We start from the raw sequence: 23,610 nt of genomic DNA on the forward strand, positions 1-23,610 counted from the left end.
TCAAAAAACCTAAATTATGGTAGATTCAAATTGTAGTACTATAACTTAAATTTGAAAAGGGGTTGGAATGAATGAAAAAAGTGAAAAGTACGTTGCTAAGTCTTTTGATTGCAGGATCAGTAATAAATCCGGTGTACGCAACAGCGATGGATAGCGAAGATAGCTCAGGAAACGACGGTGGTCAGGAGAAATTCCGTGTTTATGTTGAGACAAACAAAAAATCAGAAAAATCAACATTAAAAAATCAATATTCTGTTCGTTGGGAATTAACAGAGAATGGATTTTCAACTGATATGAATGAAAAACAATTCGAAGCATTACAGAAGAATAAAAATTACACAGTTACAAAAGTTCCTATCGTTACATTAGATACGATAGGTTTGGAAGACGATAGTATGGTAGAAAATGAAACCCTGGATTTGGTAACTTCTTTAAGAGCTTCTCAACAAATACCTTGGGGAATTAAAGCAATTTATAACAATGATACTTTAACATCGACAACTGGAGGAAGTGACATTAATATTGCTGTACTCGATACGGGTGTAAATACTTCTCATCCTGACCTTGTCAATAACGTAGAGCAATGTAAAGACTTTACAGGTGCGACAACACCCATTAACAACAGCTGTACAGACAGAAACGGACATGGTACACATGTTGCTGGTACGGCCTTAGCTGATGGTGGAAGCGATCAAGCAGGCGTTTACGGTGTAGCTCCAAATGCTGATCTTTGGGCTTACAAAGTGTTATTAGATAGCGGCTCTGGATACTCAGATGATATTGCTGCTGCTATTCGACATGCAGCAGATCAAGCAACAGCTACTGGTACCAAAACAATTATTAGTATGTCTCTAGGTTCTTCAGCGAATAATAGCCTCATTTCAAGTGCTGTCAATTACGCATACAGTAAAGGAGTTCTAATAGTAGCTGCAGCTGGTAATTCAGGCTATGCGCAAGGAACAATTGGTTATCCGGGGGCATTACCAAATGCAATCGCCGTTGCAGCTTTAGAAAATGTACAACAAAATGGGACTTATCGTGTAGCTGATTACTCTTCACGTGGTTATATATCTACAGCTGGAGATTATGTAATCCAGGAAGGTGATATTGAAATCTCAGCTCCTGGCTCATCCGTTTATTCTACATGGTATAATGGCGGTTATAATACAATTAGCGGCACATCAATGGCTACTCCTCATGTCTCTGGTTTAGCAGCGAAAATTTGGGCTGAAAATCCGTCATTGTCTAACACGCAACTACGTTCTAACTTACAAGCGAGAGCACAATCAGTAGATATTAAAGGTGGTTATGGAGCTGCTATAGGTGATGACTACGCTTCAGGATTTGGATTTGCTCGCGTTCAATAATTTTAAAAGGTGAAGCATACTAACATTAGTAATACAAACCATCGCTTTGGTTTGTATTACTATTTTCTTGGTTCTAAACGTATTCACCAGTACCCTTATACACAATGAATCTTTGTGATACTTATGACGACGTATCTCCCATGTCTCTTTGCGTCATTTGCGCTTACATTCCTTCGTTCGGTCTATTCATAAGGCAGAGGCATGCTATGCTGCCGAATCAAACATACAATTATCCTCTTTTATTAAATCCAATTAAAAAGCCCATGTTTATTTTTCAAACATGAGCTTTTTTAGTTTGCTCTCCTTTATCGATCACATTTTATCGGATTGCAGCTTGTGTAAAAACTTGTGTAAAATGAACCTGCCTGTGTGTAAAAAGATTTCGATTCTTATCGTTTCCTATTGTAACCCAAGAAATGTAAAAAGCTCACAAACCCTGTTCTGTCAAGGTTTGTGAGCTTTCTAATCTTACTAAACGTAACGTATATGTACGTGATGATACCGGTGGTCGGGGTCGAACCGACACTCCAAAGGAACACGATTTTGAGTCGTGCGCGTCTGCCAATTCCGCCACACCGGCATAATACTTTAGAGATAAAAAAAATCGGAGTATCCGATTAAGAAAAAAATATGGAGGCGGCAACCGGATTTGAACCGGTGATAAAGGTGTTGCAGACCTGTGCCTTACCACTTGGCTATGCCGCCATATTATTGGAGCGGAAGACGAGGTTCGAACTCGCGACCCCCACCTTGGCAAGGTGGTGTTCTACCACTGAACTACTTCCGCATAAATGGCTGGGGTACTAGGATTCGAACCTAGGCATGACGGAATCAAAATCCGTTGCCTTACCGCTTGGCTATACCCCAACAATGGGGCGACTGATGGGAATCGAACCCACGAATGCCGGAACCACAATCCGGTGCGTTAACCACTTCGCCACAATCGCCATTGCTTTATAGTTATATTTTAATTTTATAGTAAATGGGGCGACTGATGGGAATCGAACCCACGAATGCCGGAACCACAATCCGGTGCGTTAACCACTTCGCCACAATCGCCATAAAATTAATTGGCAGGGGCAGTAGGAATCGAACCCACACCAAAGGTTTTGGAGACCTCTATTCTACCGTTGAACTATGCCCCTATAAAAAAACTGGTGGAGGGGGACGGATTCGAACCGCCGAACCCTAAGGAGCGGATTTACAGTCCGCCGCGTTTAGCCACTTCGCTACCCCTCCGGGAAAACATGGTGCCGGCTATAGGAATCGAACCCACGACCTACTGATTACAAGTCAGTTGCTCTACCTGCTGAGCTAAACCGGCAAAAAAACATGATGGGTCAGGACGGAATCGAACCGCCGACACTTAGAGCTTCAATCTAATGCTCTACCAACTGAGCTACTGACCCATATTTATTATTTTAAAAATGGCGGTCCCGACCGGGATCGAACCGGCGATCTCCTGCGTGACAGGCAGGCATGTTAACCGCTACACCACGGGACCATTTTTGGTTGCGGAGACAGGATTTGAACCTGTGACCTTCGGGTTATGAGCCCGACGAGCTACCACTGCTCCACCCCGCGATAATGCTATTTTGATTTTAAAAAATGGTGGAGGATGACGGGCTCGAACCGCCGACCCTCTGCTTGTAAGGCAGATGCTCTCCCAGCTGAGCTAATCCTCCATCTGGGTATTCGTTATAAATGGTGACCCCTACGGGATTCGAACCCGTGTTACCGCCGTGAAAGGGCGGTGTCTTAACCGCTTGACCAAGGGGCCTTTAATGATTGGAATCCTAAAGTGCTGGCGGAGAGTAAGGGATTTGAACCCTTGAGACAGTGTTAACCGCCTACACGATTTCCAATCGTGCTCCTTCGGCCACTCGGACAACTCTCCAAGAATGGCTCCGAAGGCAGGACTCGAACCTGCGACAACCTGATTAACAGTCAGGTGCTACTACCAACTGAGCTACTTCGGAATAATTTTAGTATGTATAGCCTAGCGACGTCCTACTCTCACAGGGGGAAGCCCCCAACTACCATCGGCGCTAAAGAGCTTAACTTCCGTGTTCGGTATGGGAACGGGTGTGACCTCTTTGCCATCATCACTAGACTATTTGAAAGACATTACCTATTATAACATATATCATTATAATTACAAGTATTTAAGAAATACTTTTTCATTCTTTCAAAACTGGATAAACGGTGCATTGAAATGTTTCAAACTTTTTGGTTAAGTCCTCGATCGATTAGTATTCGTCAGCTCCATGTGTCACCACACTTCCACCTCGAACCTATCTACCTCATCGTCTTTGAGGGATCTTACTTACTTGCGTAATGGGAAATCTCATCTTGAGGGGGGCTTCATGCTTAGATGCTTTCAGCACTTATCCCGTCCACACATAGCTACCCAGCGATGCCTTTGGCAAGACAACTGGTACACCAGCGGTGTGTCCATCCCGGTCCTCTCGTACTAAGGACAGCTCCTCTCAAATTTCCTACGCCCACGACGGATAGGGACCGAACTGTCTCACGACGTTCTGAACCCAGCTCGCGTACCGCTTTAATGGGCGAACAGCCCAACCCTTGGGACCGACTACAGCCCCAGGATGCGATGAGCCGACATCGAGGTGCCAAACCTCCCCGTCGATGTGGACTCTTGGGGGAGATAAGCCTGTTATCCCCGGGGTAGCTTTTATCCGTTGAGCGATGGCCCTTCCATGCGGAACCACCGGATCACTAAGCCCGTCTTTCGACCCTGCTCGACTTGTAGGTCTCGCAGTCAAGCTCCCTTGTGCCTTTACACTCTACGAATGATTTCCAACCATTCTGAGGGAACCTTTGGGCGCCTCCGTTACCTTTTAGGAGGCGACCGCCCCAGTCAAACTGTCCGCCTGACACTGTCTCCTGCCCCGCTAAGGGGCATGGGTTAGAATTTCAATACAACCAGGGTAGTATCCCACCGACGCCTCCTTCGAAGCTGGCGCTCCGAGATCTCTGGCTCCTACCTATCCTGTACAAGTTGTACCAAAATTCAATATCAGGCTACAGTAAAGCTCCACGGGGTCTTTCCGTCCTGTCGCGGGTAACCTGCATCTTCACAGGTACTATAATTTCACCGAGTCTCTCGTTGAGACAGTGCCCAGATCGTTACGCCTTTCGTGCGGGTCGGAACTTACCCGACAAGGAATTTCGCTACCTTAGGACCGTTATAGTTACGGCCGCCGTTTACTGGGGCTTCAATTCGCAGCTTCGCTTGCGCTAACCACTCCTCTTAACCTTCCAGCACCGGGCAGGCGTCAGCCCCTATACGTCACCTTACGGTTTTGCAGAGACCTGTGTTTTTGCTAAACAGTCGCCTGGGCCTATTCACTGCGGCTCTCATGCGCTTGCACGCTCAAGAGCACCCCTTCTCCCGAAGTTACGGGGTCATTTTGCCGAGTTCCTTAACGAGAGTTCTCTCGCACACCTTAGGATTCTCTCCTCGACTACCTGTGTCGGTTTGCGGTACGGGCACCTCTCACCTCGATAGAGGCTTTTCTTGGCAGTGTGAAATCAGGAACTTCGTCCATACGGACTCGCCATCACAGCTCAACGTTACAGTGTGCGGATTTGCCTACACACACGCCTTACTGCTTGGACGCGCACAACCAACGGCGCGCTTACCCTATCCTACTGCGTCCCCCCATTTCTCAAACGGTGAGGAGGTGGTACAGGAATATCAACCTGTTGTCCATCGCCTACGCCTATCGGCCTCGGCTTAGGTCCCGACTAACCCTGAGCGGACGAGCCTTCCTCAGGAAACCTTAGTCATACGGTGGACGGGATTCTCACCCGTCTTTCGCTACTCATACCGGCATTCTCACTTCTAAGCGCTCCACCAGTCCTTCCGGTCTGACTTCAACGCACTTAGAACGCTCTCCTACCACTGACATCGTAGATGTCAATCCACAGCTTCGGTGAATCGTTTAGCCCCGATACATTTTCGGCGCAGCGTCACTCGACCAGTGAGCTATTACGCACTCTTTAAATGATGGCTGCTTCTAAGCCAACATCCTGGTTGTCTGTGCAACGCCACATCCTTTTCCACTTAACGATTACTTTGGGACCTTAGCTGGTGGTCTGGGCTGTTTCCCTTTTGACTACGGATCTTATCACTCGCAGTCTGACTCCCGTGTATAAATATCTGGCATTCGGAGTTTGTCTGAATTCGGTAAACCGGGATGGCCCCCTAGTCCAAACAGTGCTCTACCTCCAGTATTCTCATCACGAGGCTAGCCCTAAAGCTATTTCGGAGAGAACCAGCTATCTCCAAGTTCGATTGGAATTTCTCCGCTACCCACACCTCATCCCCGCACTTTTCAACGTGCGTGGGTTCGGGCCTCCAGTAAGTGTTACCTCACCTTCACCCTGGACATGGGTAGATCACCTGGTTTCGGGTCTACGACCACGTACTAATTCGCCCTATTCAGACTCGCTTTCGCTGCGGCTCCGCCTTCTAAAGCTTAACCTCGCACGTAATCGTAACTCGCCGGTTCATTCTACAAAAGGCACGCTATCACCCATTAACGGGCTCTAACTACTTGTAGGCACACGGTTTCAGGATCTCTTTCACTCCCCTCCCGGGGTGCTTTTCACCTTTCCCTCACGGTACTGGTTCACTATCGGTCACTAGGTAGTATTTAGCCTTGGGAGATGGTCCTCCCGGATTCCGACGGAATTTCACGTGTTCCGCCGTACTCAGGATCCACTCTGGAGGGAATAAACTTTCGACTACAGGGCTTTTACCTGCTCTGGCGGACCTTTCCAAGTCGCTTCATCTAACTCATTCCTTTGTAACTCCGTATAGAGTGTCCTACAACCCCAAGAGGCAAGCCTCTTGGTTTGGGCTCTTCCCGTTTCGCTCGCCGCTACTCAGGGAATCGATTTTTCTTTCTCTTCCTCCAGGTACTTAGATGTTTCAGTTCCCTGGGTCTGCCTTCAAGACGCTATGTATTCACGTCAAGATACTACGCGATTAAACGTAGTGGGTTCCCCCATTCGGAAATCTCCGGATCAAAGCTCACTTACAGCTCCCCGAAGCATATCGGTGTTAGTGCCGTCCTTCTTCGGCTCCTAGTGCCAAGGCATTCGCCGTGCGCCCTTAATAACTTAACCTGCAGCTTCCGATATACATCGTAATCCAGCGTCAGCTTCATTCGTTCGGTCAGTCACGTACAGAGGTACGCTCCTTCTCTCACTCAATCGCTTCCTTGTCTTACTCGTATCTCGAAACCTTCATTTGTTATTAAGCCTATAAAAAACTTAAAAAAATAAATGTGTTTGTTACAATTTCAATGTCGTTTTATCCAGTTTTCAAAGAACAAATTTTGAAGTCATTCAGAAGAATGAACCTTCAAAACTGAACGCAAAACGTAATCTTACAAACCCAAGGTTTGTATTCCGAAAATATCCTTAGAAAGGAGGTGATCCAGCCGCACCTTCCGATACGGCTACCTTGTTACGACTTCACCCCAATCATCTATCCCACCTTCGGCGGCTGGCTCCAAAAGGTTACCTCACCGACTTCGGGTGTTACAAACTCTCGTGGTGTGACGGGCGGTGTGTACAAGGCCCGGGAACGTATTCACCGCGGCATGCTGATCCGCGATTACTAGCGATTCCGGCTTCATGTAGGCGAGTTGCAGCCTACAATCCGAACTGAGAACGACTTTATCGGATTAGCTCCCTCTCGCGAGTTGGCAACCGTTTGTATCGTCCATTGTAGCACGTGTGTAGCCCAGGTCATAAGGGGCATGATGATTTGACGTCATCCCCACCTTCCTCCGGTTTGTCACCGGCAGTCACCTTAGAGTGCCCAACTAAATGATGGCAACTAAGATCAAGGGTTGCGCTCGTTGCGGGACTTAACCCAACATCTCACGACACGAGCTGACGACAACCATGCACCACCTGTCACCGTTGTCCCCGAAGGGAAAACCATATCTCTACAGTGGTCAACGGGATGTCAAGACCTGGTAAGGTTCTTCGCGTTGCTTCGAATTAAACCACATGCTCCACCGCTTGTGCGGGCCCCCGTCAATTCCTTTGAGTTTCAGTCTTGCGACCGTACTCCCCAGGCGGAGTGCTTAATGCGTTAGCTGCAGCACTAAGGGGCGGAAACCCCCTAACACTTAGCACTCATCGTTTACGGCGTGGACTACCAGGGTATCTAATCCTGTTTGCTCCCCACGCTTTCGCGCCTCAGTGTCAGTTACAGACCAGATAGTCGCCTTCGCCACTGGTGTTCCTCCAAATCTCTACGCATTTCACCGCTACACTTGGAATTCCACTATCCTCTTCTGCACTCAAGTCTCCCAGTTTCCAATGACCCTCCACGGTTGAGCCGTGGGCTTTCACATCAGACTTAAGAAACCACCTGCGCGCGCTTTACGCCCAATAATTCCGGACAACGCTTGCCACCTACGTATTACCGCGGCTGCTGGCACGTAGTTAGCCGTGGCTTTCTAATAAGGTACCGTCAAGGTACAGCCAGTTACTACTGTACTTGTTCTTCCCTTACAACAGAGTTTTACGAACCGAAATCCTTCTTCACTCACGCGGCGTTGCTCCATCAGGCTTTCGCCCATTGTGGAAGATTCCCTACTGCTGCCTCCCGTAGGAGTCTGGGCCGTGTCTCAGTCCCAGTGTGGCCGATCACCCTCTCAGGTCGGCTACGCATCGTCGCCTTGGTGAGCCGTTACCTCACCAACTAGCTAATGCGCCGCGGGCCCATCCTATAGCGACAGCCGAGACCGTCTTTCAGTATTGTCCCATGAGGGACAATAGATTATTCGGTATTAGCCCCGGTTTCCCGGAGTTATCCCAAACTATAGGGTAGGTTGCCCACGTGTTACTCACCCGTCCGCCGCTAACGTCAAAGGAGCAAGCTCCTTCTCTGTTCGCTCGACTTGCATGTATTAGGCACGCCGCCAGCGTTCGTCCTGAGCCAGGATCAAACTCTCCATAAAAGAAATTTGATTAGCTCAAATTGTTTTGCTGGCATCAATTTCGATGTCCAAAATTTTGTTTCATTCACTAACAAAGTTAGCTAGTAAAAACTATATTGATTACGTTTTGCTTGTTCAGTTTTCAAGGTTCATTTTGTTTCGTCGTTTTTTAGCGACTTCTTTATATTAACATCTCATTCAATTTGTGTCAACAACTTTTTAAAAGTTTTTTTCACTAATTTTCTCGAATGTTTCTGTTACGTCTTAGCGACAATTAATATAATACAATATCAGTATATTAAACGTCAACACTTTTTTCAAAAAAATATCGAGGTACATTTTTATACCTCGATTACTAGCATACTACAAGGTTTATTCAATTTCTATAGACTCTTTATTCACCTTATAATGTCGATGAAATATCATCTCACTTTTTGCAACGACAGGGTCAATCAAAATGTAGCCTTTCCCCACTAAATATTCTACGAATACTTCTAAGTCAACAGAATAGTTTACAAGCTCATGGTGATCATGTAATTCCTGAATAGTCCATGACTCTTTTGTTTGCATTACTTCTAATATATGTTGCGCTCCGTCATGTGTACGTGAATGAATTAAAAACTCACTTGCTAAAAATAGAAGCTCTAAACGCTTTTCAATTGGTTCACTGCTCATAACTAGTTCTTCGTAGAGCTTGTAAATGGCTGGTTCAATTTTTTTCACTTGTGCCCAGACTGTAACTTCTGGATACAACCCACTATCTATAATGGACAATCGCCCTAAATGATGCAAGGAATCCACTACATGATTGTATGCATCTAGGTAACTACCCTTATCAAAATATTCTTTTCCTTCTAAGTAACGTCGAATTAACTTTGAGAATTGAATACCCGTTTTAATTTTCCGACCACTAAACGGAAACTCTTGCAGTTCAATTTTTAGTTTATGAAGGAACTCATTGCGATCAAACAACACTCTCCCAAAGAAAATCCAATCAACGACTTTCTTATTAGAGCCGATTAGTAACCACTTCCGTAACAATTTTTCTGTAACAGTATGTAAGGCTACCTTATTCCCCTCATATAGGTAGTGCTTTGTATAAACAGGCTGATCCGCTTCCTTCACGATAATTAGTAATACCGTATCAAATGTGTCAGTAACATTACTTTGCTCTTCACGTTTCTCCATTAAAATAACACCTAATGTATTAGACTGACTCGCGCGTTCTTGATATATAGGACGCAATACTTGCTCCATGTTCAGCCCTCCTCTATTTATTGTAAGACCTTTATTTCGTTAAAATTTCGACATACTCTAAAACTATTCCTTCTTTGACTCCTACTCAAAGCTAAAATACTTCGTTCTTATATGTTATAGTAGATTTTAGATTGGGAGGCAAGATATTGTATGAAACCTTACAAAAGTAAAATTAATAAAATCCGTTCATTCGCATTAGCACTTATTTTTATCGGCTTTGTTGTTATGTATGGGGGGATATTCTTTAAAAACAATCCCATCCTTGTCTTAATCTTCATGACACTTGGTTTACTATGTATTATTGGTAGTACAGTTGTCTATGCTTGGATTGGTCTTCTGTCCACAAGAGCCGTTCAAGTAGAATGCCCAAATTGTCATAAACATACGAAAGTTTTAGGCCGTGTTGATATGTGCATGTACTGTAATGAACCGTTAACACTTGATCCTACACTTGAAGGAAAAGAGTTTGACCAATCTTATAATAACAAAGCAAAAAAATCCTAGACCTTATACAAGAGCTAGGATTTTTTTGCTTTGTTGATATTTTGGTTAATCACTACTACCAATTATATACTCACTATATATTTAGTAATTTGTTTTTCTTTTAGACCAGCTATGCCTGTTTTTAATAATTTTTGTTGGTTCTGTCTGTCATCGAATGATTTTATCATTTGGTCTACTAATTTTTGTGCAATCATATCGTTTATGTCACCAAAAGAATGTTCTTTTTCTTCTTGCTTTGAAATTTTCACTTCTCTTACAACGACCTTTTCCCCATTTTCTTTCGTGACTATATGACGTATATAACCATTCTCTTTTCTTATTTCATATGTTGCTTTTCTTTTCTTTACTAAAAATAAATCCTCCGATAAACGCTCTTCTTTTTTCAATGTACTAAAGTAATTACTACTCCCTAATTGTACATTCATTCAATCCCTCCTCTCTAGTTACTGTTAATACAAAGTTGCTATAGCAACACAGCAGTTTTTTGAACCATCAACACCTTGTCAATTTTCATTACGCTATTAATATCGTGAATATATCGGCTATTTAAAGTAATTTTCGCCACTCCACAATCAGAACCACCAGTCTAACTGGTGGTTTGCTCTACGCGTGAAACGCTGGGGTACTGGCCCATGTCTAAAGACACACTGAAAGGTCCACCACCCGCACTCCGTTTTCACGCTACCACTAAAGTGGGTTTATTTTTTTCTCTTCTTATTTTTTATTTCTTCTCCTGTGAATGGGTCAATGAATTCTTTCATGCTCATTTGATCCTCTAGAATATCTTCTTGTAATTGATTTTTTATATATTCCTGAATAATTTTTCTATTTCTTCCCACGGTGTCTACATAATATCCTCGGCACCAAAACTTCCTGTTCCCCTATTTGTATTTCAGATTCGCATGTCGATCAAATATCATTAAACTACTTTTCCCTTTCAAATAACCCACAAATGATGAAACACTTAATTTTGGTGGGATACTTACCAACATATGAATATGATTAGGACATGCCGTGGCTTCGATAATTTCTACACCTTTTCTTTCACATAACTGCCGAAGAATTCGACCAACATCTGCCTTGATTTGTCCATAGATAATCTGTCTTCTATATTTTGGCGCAAAGACGATGTGATACTTACAATTCCATGTCGTGTGTGCTAAACTTTTATTATCCATTTGGATCCCCTTTCGTACGGAGTCGGTTGACCAGACCTGATTTCATTGTACGGCTGGGGTTTTTTTCTTGTCCATAGCTAGAAGCTCTTTAGAACCCCTCGCATAGCAAGGGGTTTTCAAAAGATACAATAAAAAGCAAGCGAGCGAAACGCCCACTTGCCTCTTTAAATTATTCACTTAACCTTATTAAAACCCAAAGACCCCAAGAAATTTACTGTACTTTCGCTTCAACATCTTTACAAGCTGGACATGTGCCGTATATTTCTAGACGGTGTGAATGCACATCAAAGTCTGTTACTTGAGAAGCGAAATGTTCGATTTCATCTAAACCTGGGTAATGGAAATCGACAATCTTACCACAGCATTCACAAATCATATGATAGTGATCGTTGGTCACAAAATCAAAACGGCTAGAAGCATCCCCATACGTCAACTCTTTCACTAATCCTACTTCCCTGAAAACTCGTAAATTATTGTAGACAGTTGCCACACTCATATTCGGAAATTTCCCTTCAAGTGCTTTATAAATTTCATCGGCAGTTGGATGTGTCATCGATTGAATTAAATATTCTAAAATAGCATGACGCTGAGGAGTAATGCGCACACCAGTTGTTTTTAACGTGTCAAGTGCATCCTGTAAATGCGGTATAGACATCGTCATGCACCCCTTTTCATAAGTATTATTAATTTATAATTGTTACAATTAGTGTATCGAATTAAGCTAACATCTGTCAACATTCGCCTATGCGTCATCTAAATTAAATTACAATTTAATAGCCCCTCGACAAATCCATAACATTTTCTAAAGCGGTATCTCCATCCAACCATTTCGTCAAACTTGGCTTAAAAATATCTAAGCTACGCTCTACATAACGTGAAGAATGACTTGAAACATGTGGTGAAACAATTACATTCGAGTATGACCATAAAGGATTGTTTGTACTAAGTGGTTCTTCTTCAAACACATCTAATACGGCATAACCAATCTCACCCGCTTCAATAGCACGAATAAGAACTTTCTCATCTACTAAATTTCCACGACCAAAATTCATGAAAATGGCATCGTTTTTCATAGCATTAAAATGCTCATCCTTCAATAAGTGCGTAGTATCCGGTGTTTTCGGTAAGACAGAAAGAACGATATCCGCCTTAGGCAAAGCTTCTGTTAACTCGGTGAAATTCACCATCTCATCCATATAAGGTGCTGCATTGCCTGAACGGTTACAGCCTATTGTTGTTACCCCAAACGCTTGTAGTAATCGACCTACTTCCGATCCAATGGCACCCGGTCCTAAAATAAGTGCTGTACTATCTCGTAATTCCGTTTGCTTTCCTTTTTTCGACCATTCACTTTTCTTTTGTTGCTCATACATCCATGGCAATGCACGCTTAATGGCTAAAATATGAGCAAGTATTGACTCGGCCATCGGTGTTTTATGAATCCCTCGCACATTAGATACTAAAATATCCCGATCCATAATGGCTTGTGCTGGCATTTTCTCTACACCTGCTGAAGCAACAAAAATCCACTTTAGTTTTGTAGCATACTGTATATTGGCATCATTTAAATCTTCACCATATGTAACCAGTACATCTGCTTTTTGTAATTCATCCGTAGATAAACGATTTTCAAATACAAAATCACATTGTGGGAATTCCTCTACTAACGGTTTACGTAAATCTGGTCTTGGCTCAAACGTAAAATAGATTCTCATTAGTGCTCCTCCTGCTTGGCTAAAAAAGCGTAAACTTCTTCAATATGATTTTTCACACGCACTTTCCGCCATACCTTTACAAGCTTACCTTCCGTATCAATTAAAAAAGTAGAACGTTCGATCCCCATATATTCACGTCCATACATTTTTTTTAAGACCCATACACCATAAGCCTCAGCTACAGCGTGATCCTCATCCACTAAAAGAGAAAATGGCAGCCCATGCTTATCAATAAATTTCGTATGCTTTTGAGCATCATCAGGGCTCACACCTAATACAACTGCATTCAACTGACTAAAGTCATCGTGCTTATCACGGAAATCACAAGCCTCTGTCGTACAACCTGGTGTCATATCTTTCGGATAAAAATACAAAATAACATATTTGCCTCTGAAATCTGCTAATTGCACTTGCTCCCCCTTGTCATTAACAAGTGAAAAATCCGGTGCTTTCTGTCCTTCTACTAAAGTCATATTAAACTCCTCCTTTGCATGTCTTATTTTACTCTAAGTCACAAATCAAGTCATATCCCTTATTTTCTTTGGATTTCTTACACTGATAGGTCTACAATAGATTAAGTATAATGACTTAGGAGGCAATATTAATGAATCACTCAAAATCAGAAGCAGTACACGAAGAAGCGCTTTTGCATATCGTTGGTGGTGTGAACAGCCCTTCTCGTTCTTATAAAGCAGTAGGTGGTGGCTCCCCTGTTGCAATGGCCCGAGGAAAAGGAGCTTATTTCTGGGATGTTGACGGCAACCGTTATATTGACTATTTAGCTGCATACGGTCCAATTGTTACAGGGCATGGACATCCACATATTGCGAAAGCAATTTCTCATGCTGCTGAAAACGGTACATTATTTGGGACACCAACTGAATATGAAGTAACTTTCGCAAAAATGCTAAAAGAAGCCATTCCTTCAATGGATAAAGTACGTTTTAATAACTCTGGTACAGAAGCGGTCATGACAACGATTCGTGTTGCTCGTGCTTATACTGGCCGTACAAAAATTATGAAATTCGCTGGCTGTTACCACGGTCACTTTGACTTAGTATTAGTAGCTGCAGGTTCTGGCCCAGCTACATTAGGCACACCAGACTCAGCAGGTGTAACGACTGCGACTGCTGAAGAAGTGATTACCGTACCGTTTAATAATCCACAAGCTTTTACTGAAGCGATGGATGCATGGGGCGATGAAATCGCTGCTATTTTAATAGAGCCAATTGTCGGCAACTTCGGTATTGTTGAACCAAACCCTGGATTTTTGGAGTTAGTGCACGCTACAGCTAAAGAAAAAGGGGCACTTACGATTTATGATGAGGTTATTACTGCATTCCGTTTCCATTACGGTGGCGCACAAACGCTACTTGGATTAACACCTGACCTTACTGCATTAGGAAAAGTCATTGGTGGTGGTTTACCTATCGGTGCATATGGTGGACGCAAAGAAATTATGGATACCGTTGCCCCACTTGGACCAGCATATCAAGCAGGAACAATGGCAGGAAATCCAGCATCGATGCAAGCAGGTATAGCATGCCTAGAAGTATTAGCAACTCCAGGCATTTACGATGAAATGGATCGTCTTGGTGCTATTTTAGAAGATGGTATTTTAACTGCAGCCAAAAAACACGGTGTCACAATCACTTTAAATCGTCTAAAAGGTGCACTAACAATTTACTTTACAGATGTAAAAGTTGAAAACTATGAGCAAGCAGAAAGCAGTGACGGAGAAATTTTCGGTCGATTCTTTAAATTAATGCTTAACCAAGGTATTAACCTTGCTCCATCAAAATATGAAGCATGGTTTTTAACTACAGAGCATACAGAAGCAGATATTCGTGAAACAATCGAAGCTGTCGACTATGCATTTTCACAGCTTTAATAGAAACAAAAAAGGCGACACTCATTTGAGCGTCGTCTTTTTTTTATCCTGTTATACAAATCTATGTATTTTATAGAAACTTCCTTCTATAATGTAAAGAAGCATCCATTACCCTCGGCGTAAATACGTCCAGTTTTTTGAGTCTATCCCGAAAAGCTCAAGTAAAAATCTGCGACATCCGCGAGGTCTTTAACTTGATTGAGCAGATGTTTAAATTTACTGATGCCAGTGTATAGACATGATTGTCCACTGTTATTGAAGTGGTGAACTGCTGCTGAAGCAAGTTAAAAATTTTAGACAGAAAGGACATCGTTTTTTTTATGAAATTAGGTGCCCGCGTATTTAAAACTGGTGTAGCTATTGTCTTTGCGTTATTTGTTGCTGAGCTCCTGCAATTACCGTCTCCAGTTTTTGCTGGAATCGCAGCAATCTTTGCCATTCAACCGTCAATTTATCGCTCCTATCAAACGATTGTTGAGCAAGTTCAAGCCAACGTTATAGGAGCTACCATTGCAGTTATTTTTGGTTTACTTTTCGGCCATCACGTTGTGGCTGTTGGCATTGCAGTCATTACAGCAATCGGCATAATGTTAAAATTCAAGCTTGAAAAGTCTCTTTCCTTAGCACTTGTATCTGTTGTAGCTATTATGGAAATTCAAGGCGATGACTTTCTGACATTCGGTCTTATCCGCTTTCTTACCATTTTAGTTGGGGTTTTAGCAGCATTTGTCGTCAACCTTGTGTTTTTGCCACCTAAATACGAAGTAAAACTTTTCCGTAAAATTTACTTTTTACAGGATGACATTATCCGTTGGACGCGTTTAGCTGTTCGTCAAGCCTCTGAACATACGTCTACTAAAACTGCTTTAAGCAAATTTAAAGACCGTATGCTACGAGTGGACACACTCTATGATTTTTTCAAGGAAGAACGCAATTACTTTAAAAATAAAAAATTTGTTAAAGCACGGAAATTAGTTGTCTATCGCCAAATGATTACAACTTCTAAAAAAAGTTTAGAATTGTTACAACGGTTGCATAAGCATGAAAATGAATTGGCACAACTGCCGACTCAATTTCATTTAATGATTCAAGAACGACTGGACTTCCTGCTTACCTACCATGAGCAACTGTTACTGAAATATACAGGGAAATTAAAGCCTGAGCATTCAGAATGGAGTAAGCATATCGACTACATTCAGCGCAATCAGTTAATGGAAATTTTCATCAATCAAATAACCTATGCACACGCAGAAGGAGATACGGAATTTTCTAGCTATCATCTCCTTTATATTTTATCGCGTATTCTAGATTACGAAGAAAACTTAGAACATTTGGATACGCTCATTGTGTCATACCAAAGCCATCATGGTGAAGAAATCAACTTAGAAATCGAAGAAGAATTTATTTAATTTAAGTGCCAGTCACTCACACAATTTCCCTGAACAACGCAAATAAAAGCCGCAACAATCCGCGTGACAGCGGAGGTTGCGGCTTTTTGCTAAGTGCCAGTCACTCACACAATTATTGTTAGGCTTCACTAGTTAAAGCCATTAGTTGCTGCTCTATTTGTTGGCGCTTTGTTGTGTGCTCGGCGCGTAGTTGACGGTAACTTGCAATACCAGTAATGATTGTCTCCCACATTTCTTCAAGCGTCAGTGTCGGCTCATTTTGTTGCGCATGCATTATACTCTGCGTAACAGTATTGCTGTTTGTTTCACCATATTGTTTCATACGTTTTTCAAAAGCGGCTGCCGATTTATCTTGTAGCTGTTGGCGTTTTTCATTTACTGCATTCATAATCCCCATCTTAAATACAGGAATGGTCGTGACAAAAGCTCCGTTTATTTGCTCCATTAATGCGCTATTGCCATTGCGTAACATATCCATTTGTGTTGCCCCTAAAATAGCTACCATACGCGATTTCTCAAGCTCATCAATTTTTTGGGCAAGTGTTTCGGCAATCGCTTGTAACGTTGTAAGCTCCATTTGAGCGATTTGATTTCCTGCTTCACTTTGTTTTTCATACATCGGAATTAATGTTGTCTTGATTTCCTCTAGCTTCATTTCTGCTGCTACAATGTATTTTTCAAGCTCCAGATAGTATGTCAAATTTTCGTTATACAAACGAGCAAGCATCCGATTATCATTCGCCAATGCTTCTTCCATTAGAACAAATTGATAATGAATTTTTTCGATATCTCTGCCAAGACGATTATATTTAGCATACAAATCTTCTTTATTTCTTGGTGCTCGTTTAAACAGTTTACTAAAGAAACTTTGTTGCTCCATCACTTCTTTTTTATCGAATTGCTCCATTAAGGCTTCAAGCTGCTTTAATAAGTCATTCGATTCATTTACTTTTGACTGGGCAATTGTTCTTAATATTTGATCGGAGAATCGCGAAAGCTTAATGGCAGGCTCTTTACCAAGCTCTGTTAGTTCTATTTTATTTTTCACATTAATATGATTGGCAATATGCTGAACTTCAGGACTTTGACATAGCTGTTGTTTTGTAAAATCTGCGGTTTCTGCTGTCAATCGTTCTATAGTTATTGCGCTATTTGACATCAAGTTCCTCCTTTCCAAGCAGTCAGAAGAAACGGTTAAACAATTTTTTAATCATTTTATCCGGTTTTGACTTTTGCTGCTTTGGCTCTTCAAATTGTAAGTCAAACACCATATGCTCTAAACGATGCCCATCAAACGTATCCTCTAGTAAGTGCTTTTCTATATCAAGCTTTCCTGTTGGGTTGTAGAAAATAATATCCACACCAAAGCGATTTAAAAATGCAAATAATGCAATATCTTCGCGGGACAATGCCGGTTGCTGAGGTGATTGATAAAGCACCAACTTTGGTACTTCCTGTGCATAATCAAAGCTTTGTAACAGGCGCAATATTTCCTTTGGGATCATCGTCATTTGCTTAAATAAAAATAATTGCAAATCATATGGCGACTCATTAGGTTGTCGTTTAAGCAATGGCTGTTCACAAGAAGTTTTAATCGTATGAGCAATGGCTTGTTGTAACTCCAGTGTTAACTCCCCGTATTGCCACCAATCACTTTGCAAGATGCGCTCCGTAGATAGCTCACCATTTACTAAACAATGTTTATAGTGAAAATGGAAATTCGCTCTGCTCGTTTTAGCATACGGAAATTCCTGTACAAATACAGTTTGCGGGCTAGCTAGCAACTGATGCATATTGGCCCAATACTCTTCACGTCTACTAGAAACACCGCTTATTTTGGCGAAAATAACAGGAATAATTACTTTATCTCGGAGAGCCTCAAATTTCGGACGAACCATTGCCTTTTCGTTAGCATAAATAAAAATATCATCATAGGTCATGCGTAATGTTAATGATTGTGGCATATGATCTTTAAATTGCCAAGGTCGATAAACACCCGATTGATGGTCATGCATTAAATGCTCGTAATGTTGGCTAGAACTATAGCCAACAGTTGCTTGACGCTCTCGTAATTTATCAGGAAATGGTTGTAACGCTGTTTGACTGACGTAGGCGTACGAAACAGAAAATGCATCAGTAGGATCTACTGTTGCAAACTCATCAATCGCTGATGGATGGAAGATTAACACATCACAGCCCAGCTCCATTAGTAATAGAAGAAAATAGCGCTGACTCATTGTTGTCTCACCATACCAAACAACCTTAGGAAAATCATCTGTCGGCTTCATCGTTTTTGTCCACTGAATCCAATGATTTTTTAGCCACTTGACCATATCTATTAAAAAGCGTCGAAAATCATTGGCAAGTAAACCGAGTGATTGCTGCTCTCGGAAGCGTTCCACTACACGCATCGTCACTAGCTGTAAATGACGATTCATTGAAGCATCATCGTGCTTAGGAATGAGTTGATGACCATACATCATGGCAATCAGTCGATTTATAGACAAGCCTTTAGGGGATTGCTGATGTTGCTCTAAAATCGTTTGCAATGCTTGAAAATCCTTTTGCTCAATATGTTTATTTAATTCTTCACTTAATATATGAACATTGGGATTTTGGGACATTGTATATAAGGAATTAAAATAATCATCTTCTTCAATCGGTACGCCCAATATACGAACAGCGATACGACTAAAACGGACCTGCTGTGGTGTCACCTCGTAAACTGTTCGCACATTCGCTGAATCTTGGAAGGCTTGTAGCCAATCATAAGAATCTCTTTCTAAAACAGATTCAATTGTGACTGTTTGCATACAAGCGTCACCTCCTTACATCATACTTACACAATTGGTTGCTTATTAGCCAATTGTAAAACATCCTCGAGTAAATATTTCGTAAATGCTTCACCACTATGAGCCGAATACATTGTGTTCTTTAGTATTTGTGGTTGTTTGTCTTTTAAATCACCGTGATTTGGTGTATAGCCTTTATCAGCAATAGCGAGCATGCCGTAATCCATTATGGAATCGCCTGCCGCCACGTGCATATTATATGTACAATGCTCCTTCAAATACGAGATTGCAGCTTCTTTTGTAAGCACTTTTGGCAAAAAATATAATTTTCTTCCTTGCAGCAAGACGTGCCAACCATGGACTGCAAATTCATGAATCATTGCTTGCACTTCGACATCCTGTATAACATTGACATCGACATAATGGACATAAAATAGCTCATCAACATAAAACGATTGTTGAAGCCATTCATCTGATTGGTAGCTATTAAATTTGCGTACCAAATCCGCCTTTGGAATAGAGGAATCTTCTATTCTTTTACGTAATATTTTTGACCATTCCTTATTAGGATGTCCCTGTTCTATTATTGTACCGCCATTGCTCGTAATTGCAAAAGTAGGACGCAATTCCTTTATAACATGGATGCGTTCATATTGATGCACAGCTCGTGTTGTAACTGGTACGAATAAGGTTTGTTGGTGAACTTGCTGCAATAATGACATCGTAACTTCCGTCATCATACTAAGGCCCACTCCTTCTTTTCGTTCAGCTATAATCGGTGCTGTTTTCGATGGGAATTTCTCCATCATGCGCTGGGAGTAAATAAGCGTACGATCTAAATCTGATGTAAATAGTAGCATGTCTTCTCTCCTCTACACTTCTTTTATTAAACCACAGCATGCATAGGACATTTGTGGATATTCTTCAATTTGAACATTTTTTTCTTTCGCTAATAGTAAAATGTGCGCCAATTCCTGTACATATGTTGGGTTAACTAAAATTTTCCACGGAACTCTTCGAAGTAAGACGCGCGTTGTTTCGCCCACGCCCGGCTTTACTAGATGATGATTGGTAATGCCATACTGTTGTTGAATAGCCACAACCGATTCCATTCCTTGCCATGTAATAGCAGATGATTTTCGCTCGCTAAGTTGTTGCGCTACAGCCTTCTGTACTTGTGAAAAATGGGCACTGATACGGTCTATATAGAAATTGGATACGTCGGCATCTTGTAGTTCTTTATAATATTTCGCCCCATGAAAATCATTGACATCCATAAACTGCTCATTCCATACCGTACGGCTCACTAAACCTGAAACTGTTGAATTTAAACATGCGGAAGGTATTAAGAAATCTGCTCGCGTGCCGTAAATAGCTGCACAATGTCCTGGATCAGCAAGCACAGCTAATGTAGCATCCAGTTGTTGAATATTTTGTTCATTATAGCTTGCGCACGCTTGTTGTAATTCCCTTGTTATGGCCCCTTTCCCTGTCCAACCATCAATAAATTGGATGCGTGCATGTGGGTGCTGAGTAAATATATATCGAATAGCAGTCTCATCTATACCACGACCACGAAGAATCGATATCGTATAATGCGGAACGCTGACGTTATAATGCATTTTTATATATCGTTTAATTAAAATACCTATTGGCGTTCCTGCTCTTGCTAAACTAACAAGCACTAAATGCTCTAAACCTTGACGTGCTACAATTTGCTGTGCCACCACACCAACAGCTAGTGCAATGCGTTCTGCATAGTCTTCCAATGTTTGATAAAACAACGTCATGTACGCTTCGGAAGGAAGATATTCTACTGGTAACATTTCTGAATAATGTGTCCCCGATTGAATAAGTTGTTCCCGCTGTTCATTATCTATTTCTAAGCTTATGTTACTAATATCTCGTAGCAAAAACACAACATCTTCTGAAGAATAGCTTCCCATTTTATCTGGTTGTTTTATTTCATGCATTATATAGTCCCCCAGTCGTGCATACAAATAACGTAAATATTTGCGTTACTCACTGCCTTCAATGCTTGCACTGTCCTTGCAACGACCTCTTGATTGGCTATACGTTCTATGACTAAAAAAAGTTCCGAATACGGATGACTATGTAAGTTGTATAAGTAATTTTCGACACCATTATTTTCTGGACTTTCGAAAGCTATTTTATCAGTAATGGTATAGGAAGGGTCATCTGCACAATAAATAGGACTACGTGTTGTTGATTGAAAATATACTTCCTGTCCTAAACAAGTCGCTATTTGCATTGGCACATACATAAATTCACCTGTCCCAATGACAAGTGCTGGACCACCCGTACGAAGTGCTCGTAATTGATCCGCGATGGCTTGCAGTGTTTGCTTTTGCGCAACATGCTGCTCGGCTGTTATCGTGAATCGACCTGTCGCTAACATGTATGGCGCTCTATTGATAACGCCATTCTCAGCAATAGAATGGTACTGTTTTTGTTCGACTACCTCGTCCACCGACAGCAAAGTTATGTCAGCTGTTTGCGGTAATGTAGCTGCTACTTGGTTGCTCGTTAAAAGCGGTGTACCCTCACAAGTAAAGTGCCCAGACATAATAGCTACAAAATCTATTGTTATCCCCCATTGCGCTTCTAGCTGAGCAAACATTGCTCGTTGTTTAGATGAACGCCAATCTAAAATTGATAATACCGAGTAGCGTTGGACATGAGGGAATTTTCGTTGCAAGGTTTCGATAATATTTACTACTGTATTGCCCGTCGTTATTTCATCATCAATAAGCACAATCTGTTTTGCTTGTAGCAATTTTTCTGGTTGTTCGCAATATACTCGATGACTTGTGGCATGTGAGTGTTCTTCTTCAAATGTAACAAATGGTTCAAGCTCTGGCACTAGTTCACGCGTCGTATGAATATACGTAGCATTAGACTTAAAAACATTAAATACTGCATGCCCTAACGCTGTTGCTGTTTCAGCAAAGCCAATAAATAGCACGTCTTCTGCTAGTTCCAATCCTTGTTCCTCCACTTGCTGCAAAATCTCTTGCACATTATCTCTATTTTGCATAGCCTGTACAACAGACTGTACTAACAAAGGCTCTTTTCCTGTCAATCGCTCATAATACATCATAGCTAGTAAAGCCCCTGTCAGTATCGGTACTTGTGGCTGGACTGCTAAATGCTTACCAAGAACTGTACTAACAAATAAAAACTGTCTCTTTTTATTAATACGTGTCGCCATTTTAAATAAATCTGTTATGGCAAAATTATAAGGATTGTCGGTAATCTCAATTGCAATTTTATAATCCTGAATAATGTTCAACTTGTTGTCGAGCTTCGTCATCCGTCGTTCCCCCTACTGTTGTGTTCAATAAAAGAGAGGCAAAATTTGCAGATTCATTGTATACACCGTAAATATGTGCTTGGCGTAAAATTTGCTGCGCCCATCTCATATGTGGTTTCATTTCATTCATTTTATTGGCATAATGGCTTTTTAAAACACCCTTTTGCCCATTATTATTTTCAACAATACTGATGGCATCTAAATATTCCTCATACGAAACAACATATAAAGCATGAACAATTCGAATATGGCTAGGATGAATAATCGTTTTACCCAAAATACCATTTTGTTGATCTAATAGTACTTCCTTCATTAGGCCATCTAAATAATCATCGAGTAGTGCCTTACGGGCAAACAACGCTCCTTGTTCACTGAACGGAGTGGCTCTTAGCGTTGGCTTTAATACACGCTCATTGCTGAAATATTCCCAAACTGGACCGGAAATAACAAAGTCATCTTCTTCACGCCCAAGTACATTGATGATATCCGCAATGCAATCTCGAATTACCGCAATATCGTAAATGGTTGCGTCTACTCTGCGCCGAATTCCGTAAATTCCACAAAAATCGGTCGCACCAATACGGACATTTAGTACACGTTTTCTGTATTGACGAAGTACGTCTTTAATCGCAAATAATGCTGTCATGCGCGACTCCTTATATAAGATGTCCTGACTTTCCAAAATCGGCATCCCATATAACGTTAGTTGATGCTGTGCGATTGTTTGCTCTAGTATTTCAAAATAAGCTCTCCCTTGTACTGCTGTAAATTTAGGAAACACGTATCCTGTAATCACTTCTTGACGCTTTCCTAATTTAGAGGTTAAAAGCTTAAATTGCTCAACATTACGCACACGAATAAAAAGAAGCGGTAAATCTTCAAGTAAAATATTCTTTTGAAGATATAAAGTATAAAGCGTATTTATATCTTCTATAATTTTTTCTTCACAGCTTGTTAACTCTGCATCCCCAACGGCATCTTCTAAATCGATAACAAGTGACTTTAATTCTTGATATTTTTGCGATTGTATCATGTCAATAATGTTAGGCATAGACGCAGGCATATATAATGTTGCACCTAATGCATAGGACAAAATATTAGGTGAATCTAATTTCGTAAATTTGTGTGGTTGTTGATAAAAAATCGTCTCCGCTTCTGTTGCAAAATATTGCAT

Annotated in this window: 15 protein-coding genes, 16 tRNA genes, 3 rRNA genes and 1 pseudogene; 4 read left to right on the forward strand and 31 right to left on the reverse strand. The window is 41.5% G+C overall.

The annotated features are described in order from the left end of the window. Positions 1-71 precede the first annotated feature (71 nt). Positions 72-1,367 carry a S8 family peptidase gene (locus MHH88_RS18840; protein WP_069514781.1) on the forward strand — a complete coding sequence of 432 codons (1,296 nt, stop codon included), beginning with the start codon at positions 72-74 and terminating at the stop codon, positions 1,365-1,367. Positions 1,368-1,866: 499 nt separating this feature from the next. Here the strand turns inward: MHH88_RS18840 and MHH88_RS18845 are convergent. From MHH88_RS18845 to MHH88_RS18940, 20 genes are all read right to left on the reverse strand, one after another. Next, positions 1,867-1,947: transfer RNA gene (locus tag MHH88_RS18845), tRNA-Leu, on the reverse strand. A 51-nt stretch (positions 1,948-1,998) separates the two neighbouring features. Beyond that, positions 1,999-2,072: transfer RNA gene (locus MHH88_RS18850), tRNA-Cys, on the reverse strand. Positions 2,073-2,079: 7 nt separating this feature from the next. Further along, a tRNA-Gly gene (locus tag MHH88_RS18855) sits at positions 2,080-2,154 on the reverse strand. 5 nt (positions 2,155-2,159) lie between these two features. Beyond that, a tRNA-Gln gene (locus MHH88_RS18860) sits at positions 2,160-2,234 on the reverse strand. A 4-nt stretch (positions 2,235-2,238) separates the two neighbouring features. Continuing rightward, positions 2,239-2,314 (reverse strand) — tRNA-His (locus tag MHH88_RS18865). A gap of 36 nt (positions 2,315-2,350) precedes the next feature. Further along, positions 2,351-2,426 (reverse strand) — tRNA-His (locus tag MHH88_RS18870). A gap of 12 nt (positions 2,427-2,438) precedes the next feature. Next, positions 2,439-2,512: transfer RNA gene (locus tag MHH88_RS18875), tRNA-Trp, on the reverse strand. Positions 2,513-2,522: 10 nt separating this feature from the next. Further along, positions 2,523-2,606 (reverse strand) — tRNA-Tyr (locus MHH88_RS18880). A 9-nt stretch (positions 2,607-2,615) separates the two neighbouring features. Next, positions 2,616-2,691: transfer RNA gene (locus MHH88_RS18885), tRNA-Thr, on the reverse strand. Positions 2,692-2,703: 12 nt separating this feature from the next. Continuing rightward, positions 2,704-2,776, reverse strand: a tRNA-Phe gene (locus tag MHH88_RS18890). Between the two features lie 19 nt (positions 2,777-2,795). Beyond that, positions 2,796-2,871, reverse strand: a tRNA-Asp gene (locus MHH88_RS18895). A 5-nt stretch (positions 2,872-2,876) separates the two neighbouring features. Then, positions 2,877-2,951 (reverse strand) — tRNA-Met (locus MHH88_RS18900). 25 nt (positions 2,952-2,976) lie between these two features. Further along, positions 2,977-3,052, reverse strand: a tRNA-Val gene (locus MHH88_RS18905). A gap of 20 nt (positions 3,053-3,072) precedes the next feature. After that, positions 3,073-3,147 (reverse strand) — tRNA-Glu (locus MHH88_RS18910). Between the two features lie 25 nt (positions 3,148-3,172). Next, positions 3,173-3,264: transfer RNA gene (locus tag MHH88_RS18915), tRNA-Ser, on the reverse strand. Positions 3,265-3,269: 5 nt separating this feature from the next. Beyond that, positions 3,270-3,346: transfer RNA gene (locus tag MHH88_RS18920), tRNA-Asn, on the reverse strand. Between the two features lie 18 nt (positions 3,347-3,364). Next, a 5S ribosomal RNA gene (gene rrf, locus MHH88_RS18925) occupies positions 3,365-3,480 on the reverse strand. Positions 3,481-3,596: 116 nt separating this feature from the next. After that, positions 3,597-6,524 (reverse strand): 23S ribosomal RNA (locus MHH88_RS18930). A 301-nt stretch (positions 6,525-6,825) separates the two neighbouring features. Continuing rightward, positions 6,826-8,377 (reverse strand): 16S ribosomal RNA (locus MHH88_RS18935). The 16S, 23S and 5S rRNA genes sit together here with 16 tRNA genes alongside, the layout of an rRNA operon. A 351-nt stretch (positions 8,378-8,728) precedes the next feature. Continuing rightward, positions 8,729-9,613: a nucleotidyltransferase-like protein gene (locus MHH88_RS18940; RefSeq protein ID WP_069509412.1), complete on the reverse strand. Its 885-nt coding sequence runs from the start codon at positions 9,611-9,613 to the stop codon at positions 8,729-8,731. Positions 9,614-9,763: 150 nt separating this feature from the next. Between MHH88_RS18940 and MHH88_RS18945 the strand changes: the two genes are divergently transcribed. Beyond that, complete coding sequence (locus MHH88_RS18945; RefSeq protein WP_024364572.1) at positions 9,764-10,117, forward strand: YgzB family protein; 354 nt, start codon at positions 9,764-9,766, stop codon at positions 10,115-10,117. A gap of 62 nt (positions 10,118-10,179) precedes the next feature. Here MHH88_RS18945 and MHH88_RS18950 read toward each other — a convergent pair whose 3' ends face one another. The 5 genes and pseudogenes from MHH88_RS18950 to bcp form a co-directional block, all read right to left on the reverse strand. Then, positions 10,180-10,542, reverse strand: a complete 363-nt coding sequence (locus tag MHH88_RS18950) for a hypothetical protein (RefSeq protein WP_339260007.1) — start codon at positions 10,540-10,542, stop codon at positions 10,180-10,182. Between the two features lie 273 nt (positions 10,543-10,815). Continuing rightward, positions 10,816-11,295, reverse strand: a pseudogene (gene tnpA / locus MHH88_RS18955) (IS200/IS605 family transposase). A gap of 211 nt (positions 11,296-11,506) precedes the next feature. Beyond that, on the reverse strand, positions 11,507-11,950 hold the full coding sequence (perR, locus tag MHH88_RS18960) for a peroxide-responsive transcriptional repressor PerR (RefSeq protein WP_024364570.1): 444 nt from the start codon (positions 11,948-11,950) through the stop codon (positions 11,507-11,509). 115 nt (positions 11,951-12,065) lie between these two features. Beyond that, positions 12,066-13,010: a D-2-hydroxyacid dehydrogenase gene (locus tag MHH88_RS18965; RefSeq protein ID WP_339260009.1), complete on the reverse strand. Its 945-nt coding sequence runs from the start codon at positions 13,008-13,010 to the stop codon at positions 12,066-12,068. Further along, a complete protein-coding gene (gene bcp / locus MHH88_RS18970; protein ID WP_069509424.1) occupies positions 13,010-13,483 on the reverse strand; it encodes a thioredoxin-dependent thiol peroxidase in 474 nt (157 codons plus the stop codon). The genes MHH88_RS18965 and bcp overlap by 1 nt, the downstream gene beginning before the upstream one ends. A 131-nt stretch (positions 13,484-13,614) precedes the next feature. Here bcp and MHH88_RS18975 point away from each other — a divergent pair, with 131 nt between their 5' ends. Further along, positions 13,615-14,901: a glutamate-1-semialdehyde 2,1-aminomutase gene (locus MHH88_RS18975; protein ID WP_339260012.1), complete on the forward strand. Its 1,287-nt coding sequence runs from the start codon at positions 13,615-13,617 to the stop codon at positions 14,899-14,901. 320 nt (positions 14,902-15,221) lie between these two features. Continuing rightward, on the forward strand, positions 15,222-16,310 hold the full coding sequence (locus tag MHH88_RS18980) for an aromatic acid exporter family protein (RefSeq protein WP_069509431.1): 1,089 nt from the start codon (positions 15,222-15,224) through the stop codon (positions 16,308-16,310). Positions 16,311-16,428: 118 nt separating this feature from the next. Here MHH88_RS18980 and MHH88_RS18985 read toward each other — a convergent pair whose 3' ends face one another. Genes MHH88_RS18985 through MHH88_RS19010 form a run of 6 tightly spaced genes read right to left on the reverse strand, consistent with a single transcriptional unit; the run spans position 16,429 to position 23,610 of the window. Further along, entirely contained in the window at positions 16,429-17,469 is a 1,041-nt protein-coding gene (locus tag MHH88_RS18985; RefSeq protein ID WP_339260014.1) for a toxic anion resistance protein, read from the reverse strand. Positions 17,470-17,491: 22 nt separating this feature from the next. Continuing rightward, complete coding sequence (locus MHH88_RS18990) at positions 17,492-19,123, reverse strand: YceG family protein (protein WP_103977941.1); 1,632 nt, start codon at positions 19,121-19,123, stop codon at positions 17,492-17,494. A 26-nt stretch (positions 19,124-19,149) separates the two neighbouring features. Then, on the reverse strand, positions 19,150-19,962 hold the full coding sequence (locus MHH88_RS18995) for an HAD family hydrolase (protein WP_069509439.1): 813 nt from the start codon (positions 19,960-19,962) through the stop codon (positions 19,150-19,152). Between the two features lie 12 nt (positions 19,963-19,974). After that, positions 19,975-21,075, reverse strand: a complete 1,101-nt coding sequence (locus MHH88_RS19000) for a cysteine protease StiP family protein (RefSeq protein ID WP_339260019.1) — start codon at positions 21,073-21,075, stop codon at positions 19,975-19,977. Further along, positions 21,075-22,436, reverse strand: coding sequence for a phosphoribosyltransferase family protein (locus MHH88_RS19005; RefSeq protein WP_339260021.1), 1,362 nt, complete (start codon positions 22,434-22,436; stop codon positions 21,075-21,077). Before MHH88_RS19005 ends, MHH88_RS19000 begins: the two co-directional genes overlap by 1 nt. Next, on the reverse strand, positions 22,393-23,610 hold the full coding sequence (locus tag MHH88_RS19010) for an HpcH/HpaI aldolase/citrate lyase family protein (protein WP_103977944.1): 1,218 nt from the start codon (positions 23,608-23,610) through the stop codon (positions 22,393-22,395). Before MHH88_RS19010 ends, MHH88_RS19005 begins: the two co-directional genes overlap by 44 nt.

It is taken from the genome of Lysinibacillus sp. FSL K6-3209 (assembly GCF_037976175.1).
GTDB classification, from domain to species: Bacteria; Bacillota; Bacilli; order Bacillales_A; family Planococcaceae; genus Lysinibacillus; species Lysinibacillus sphaericus_D.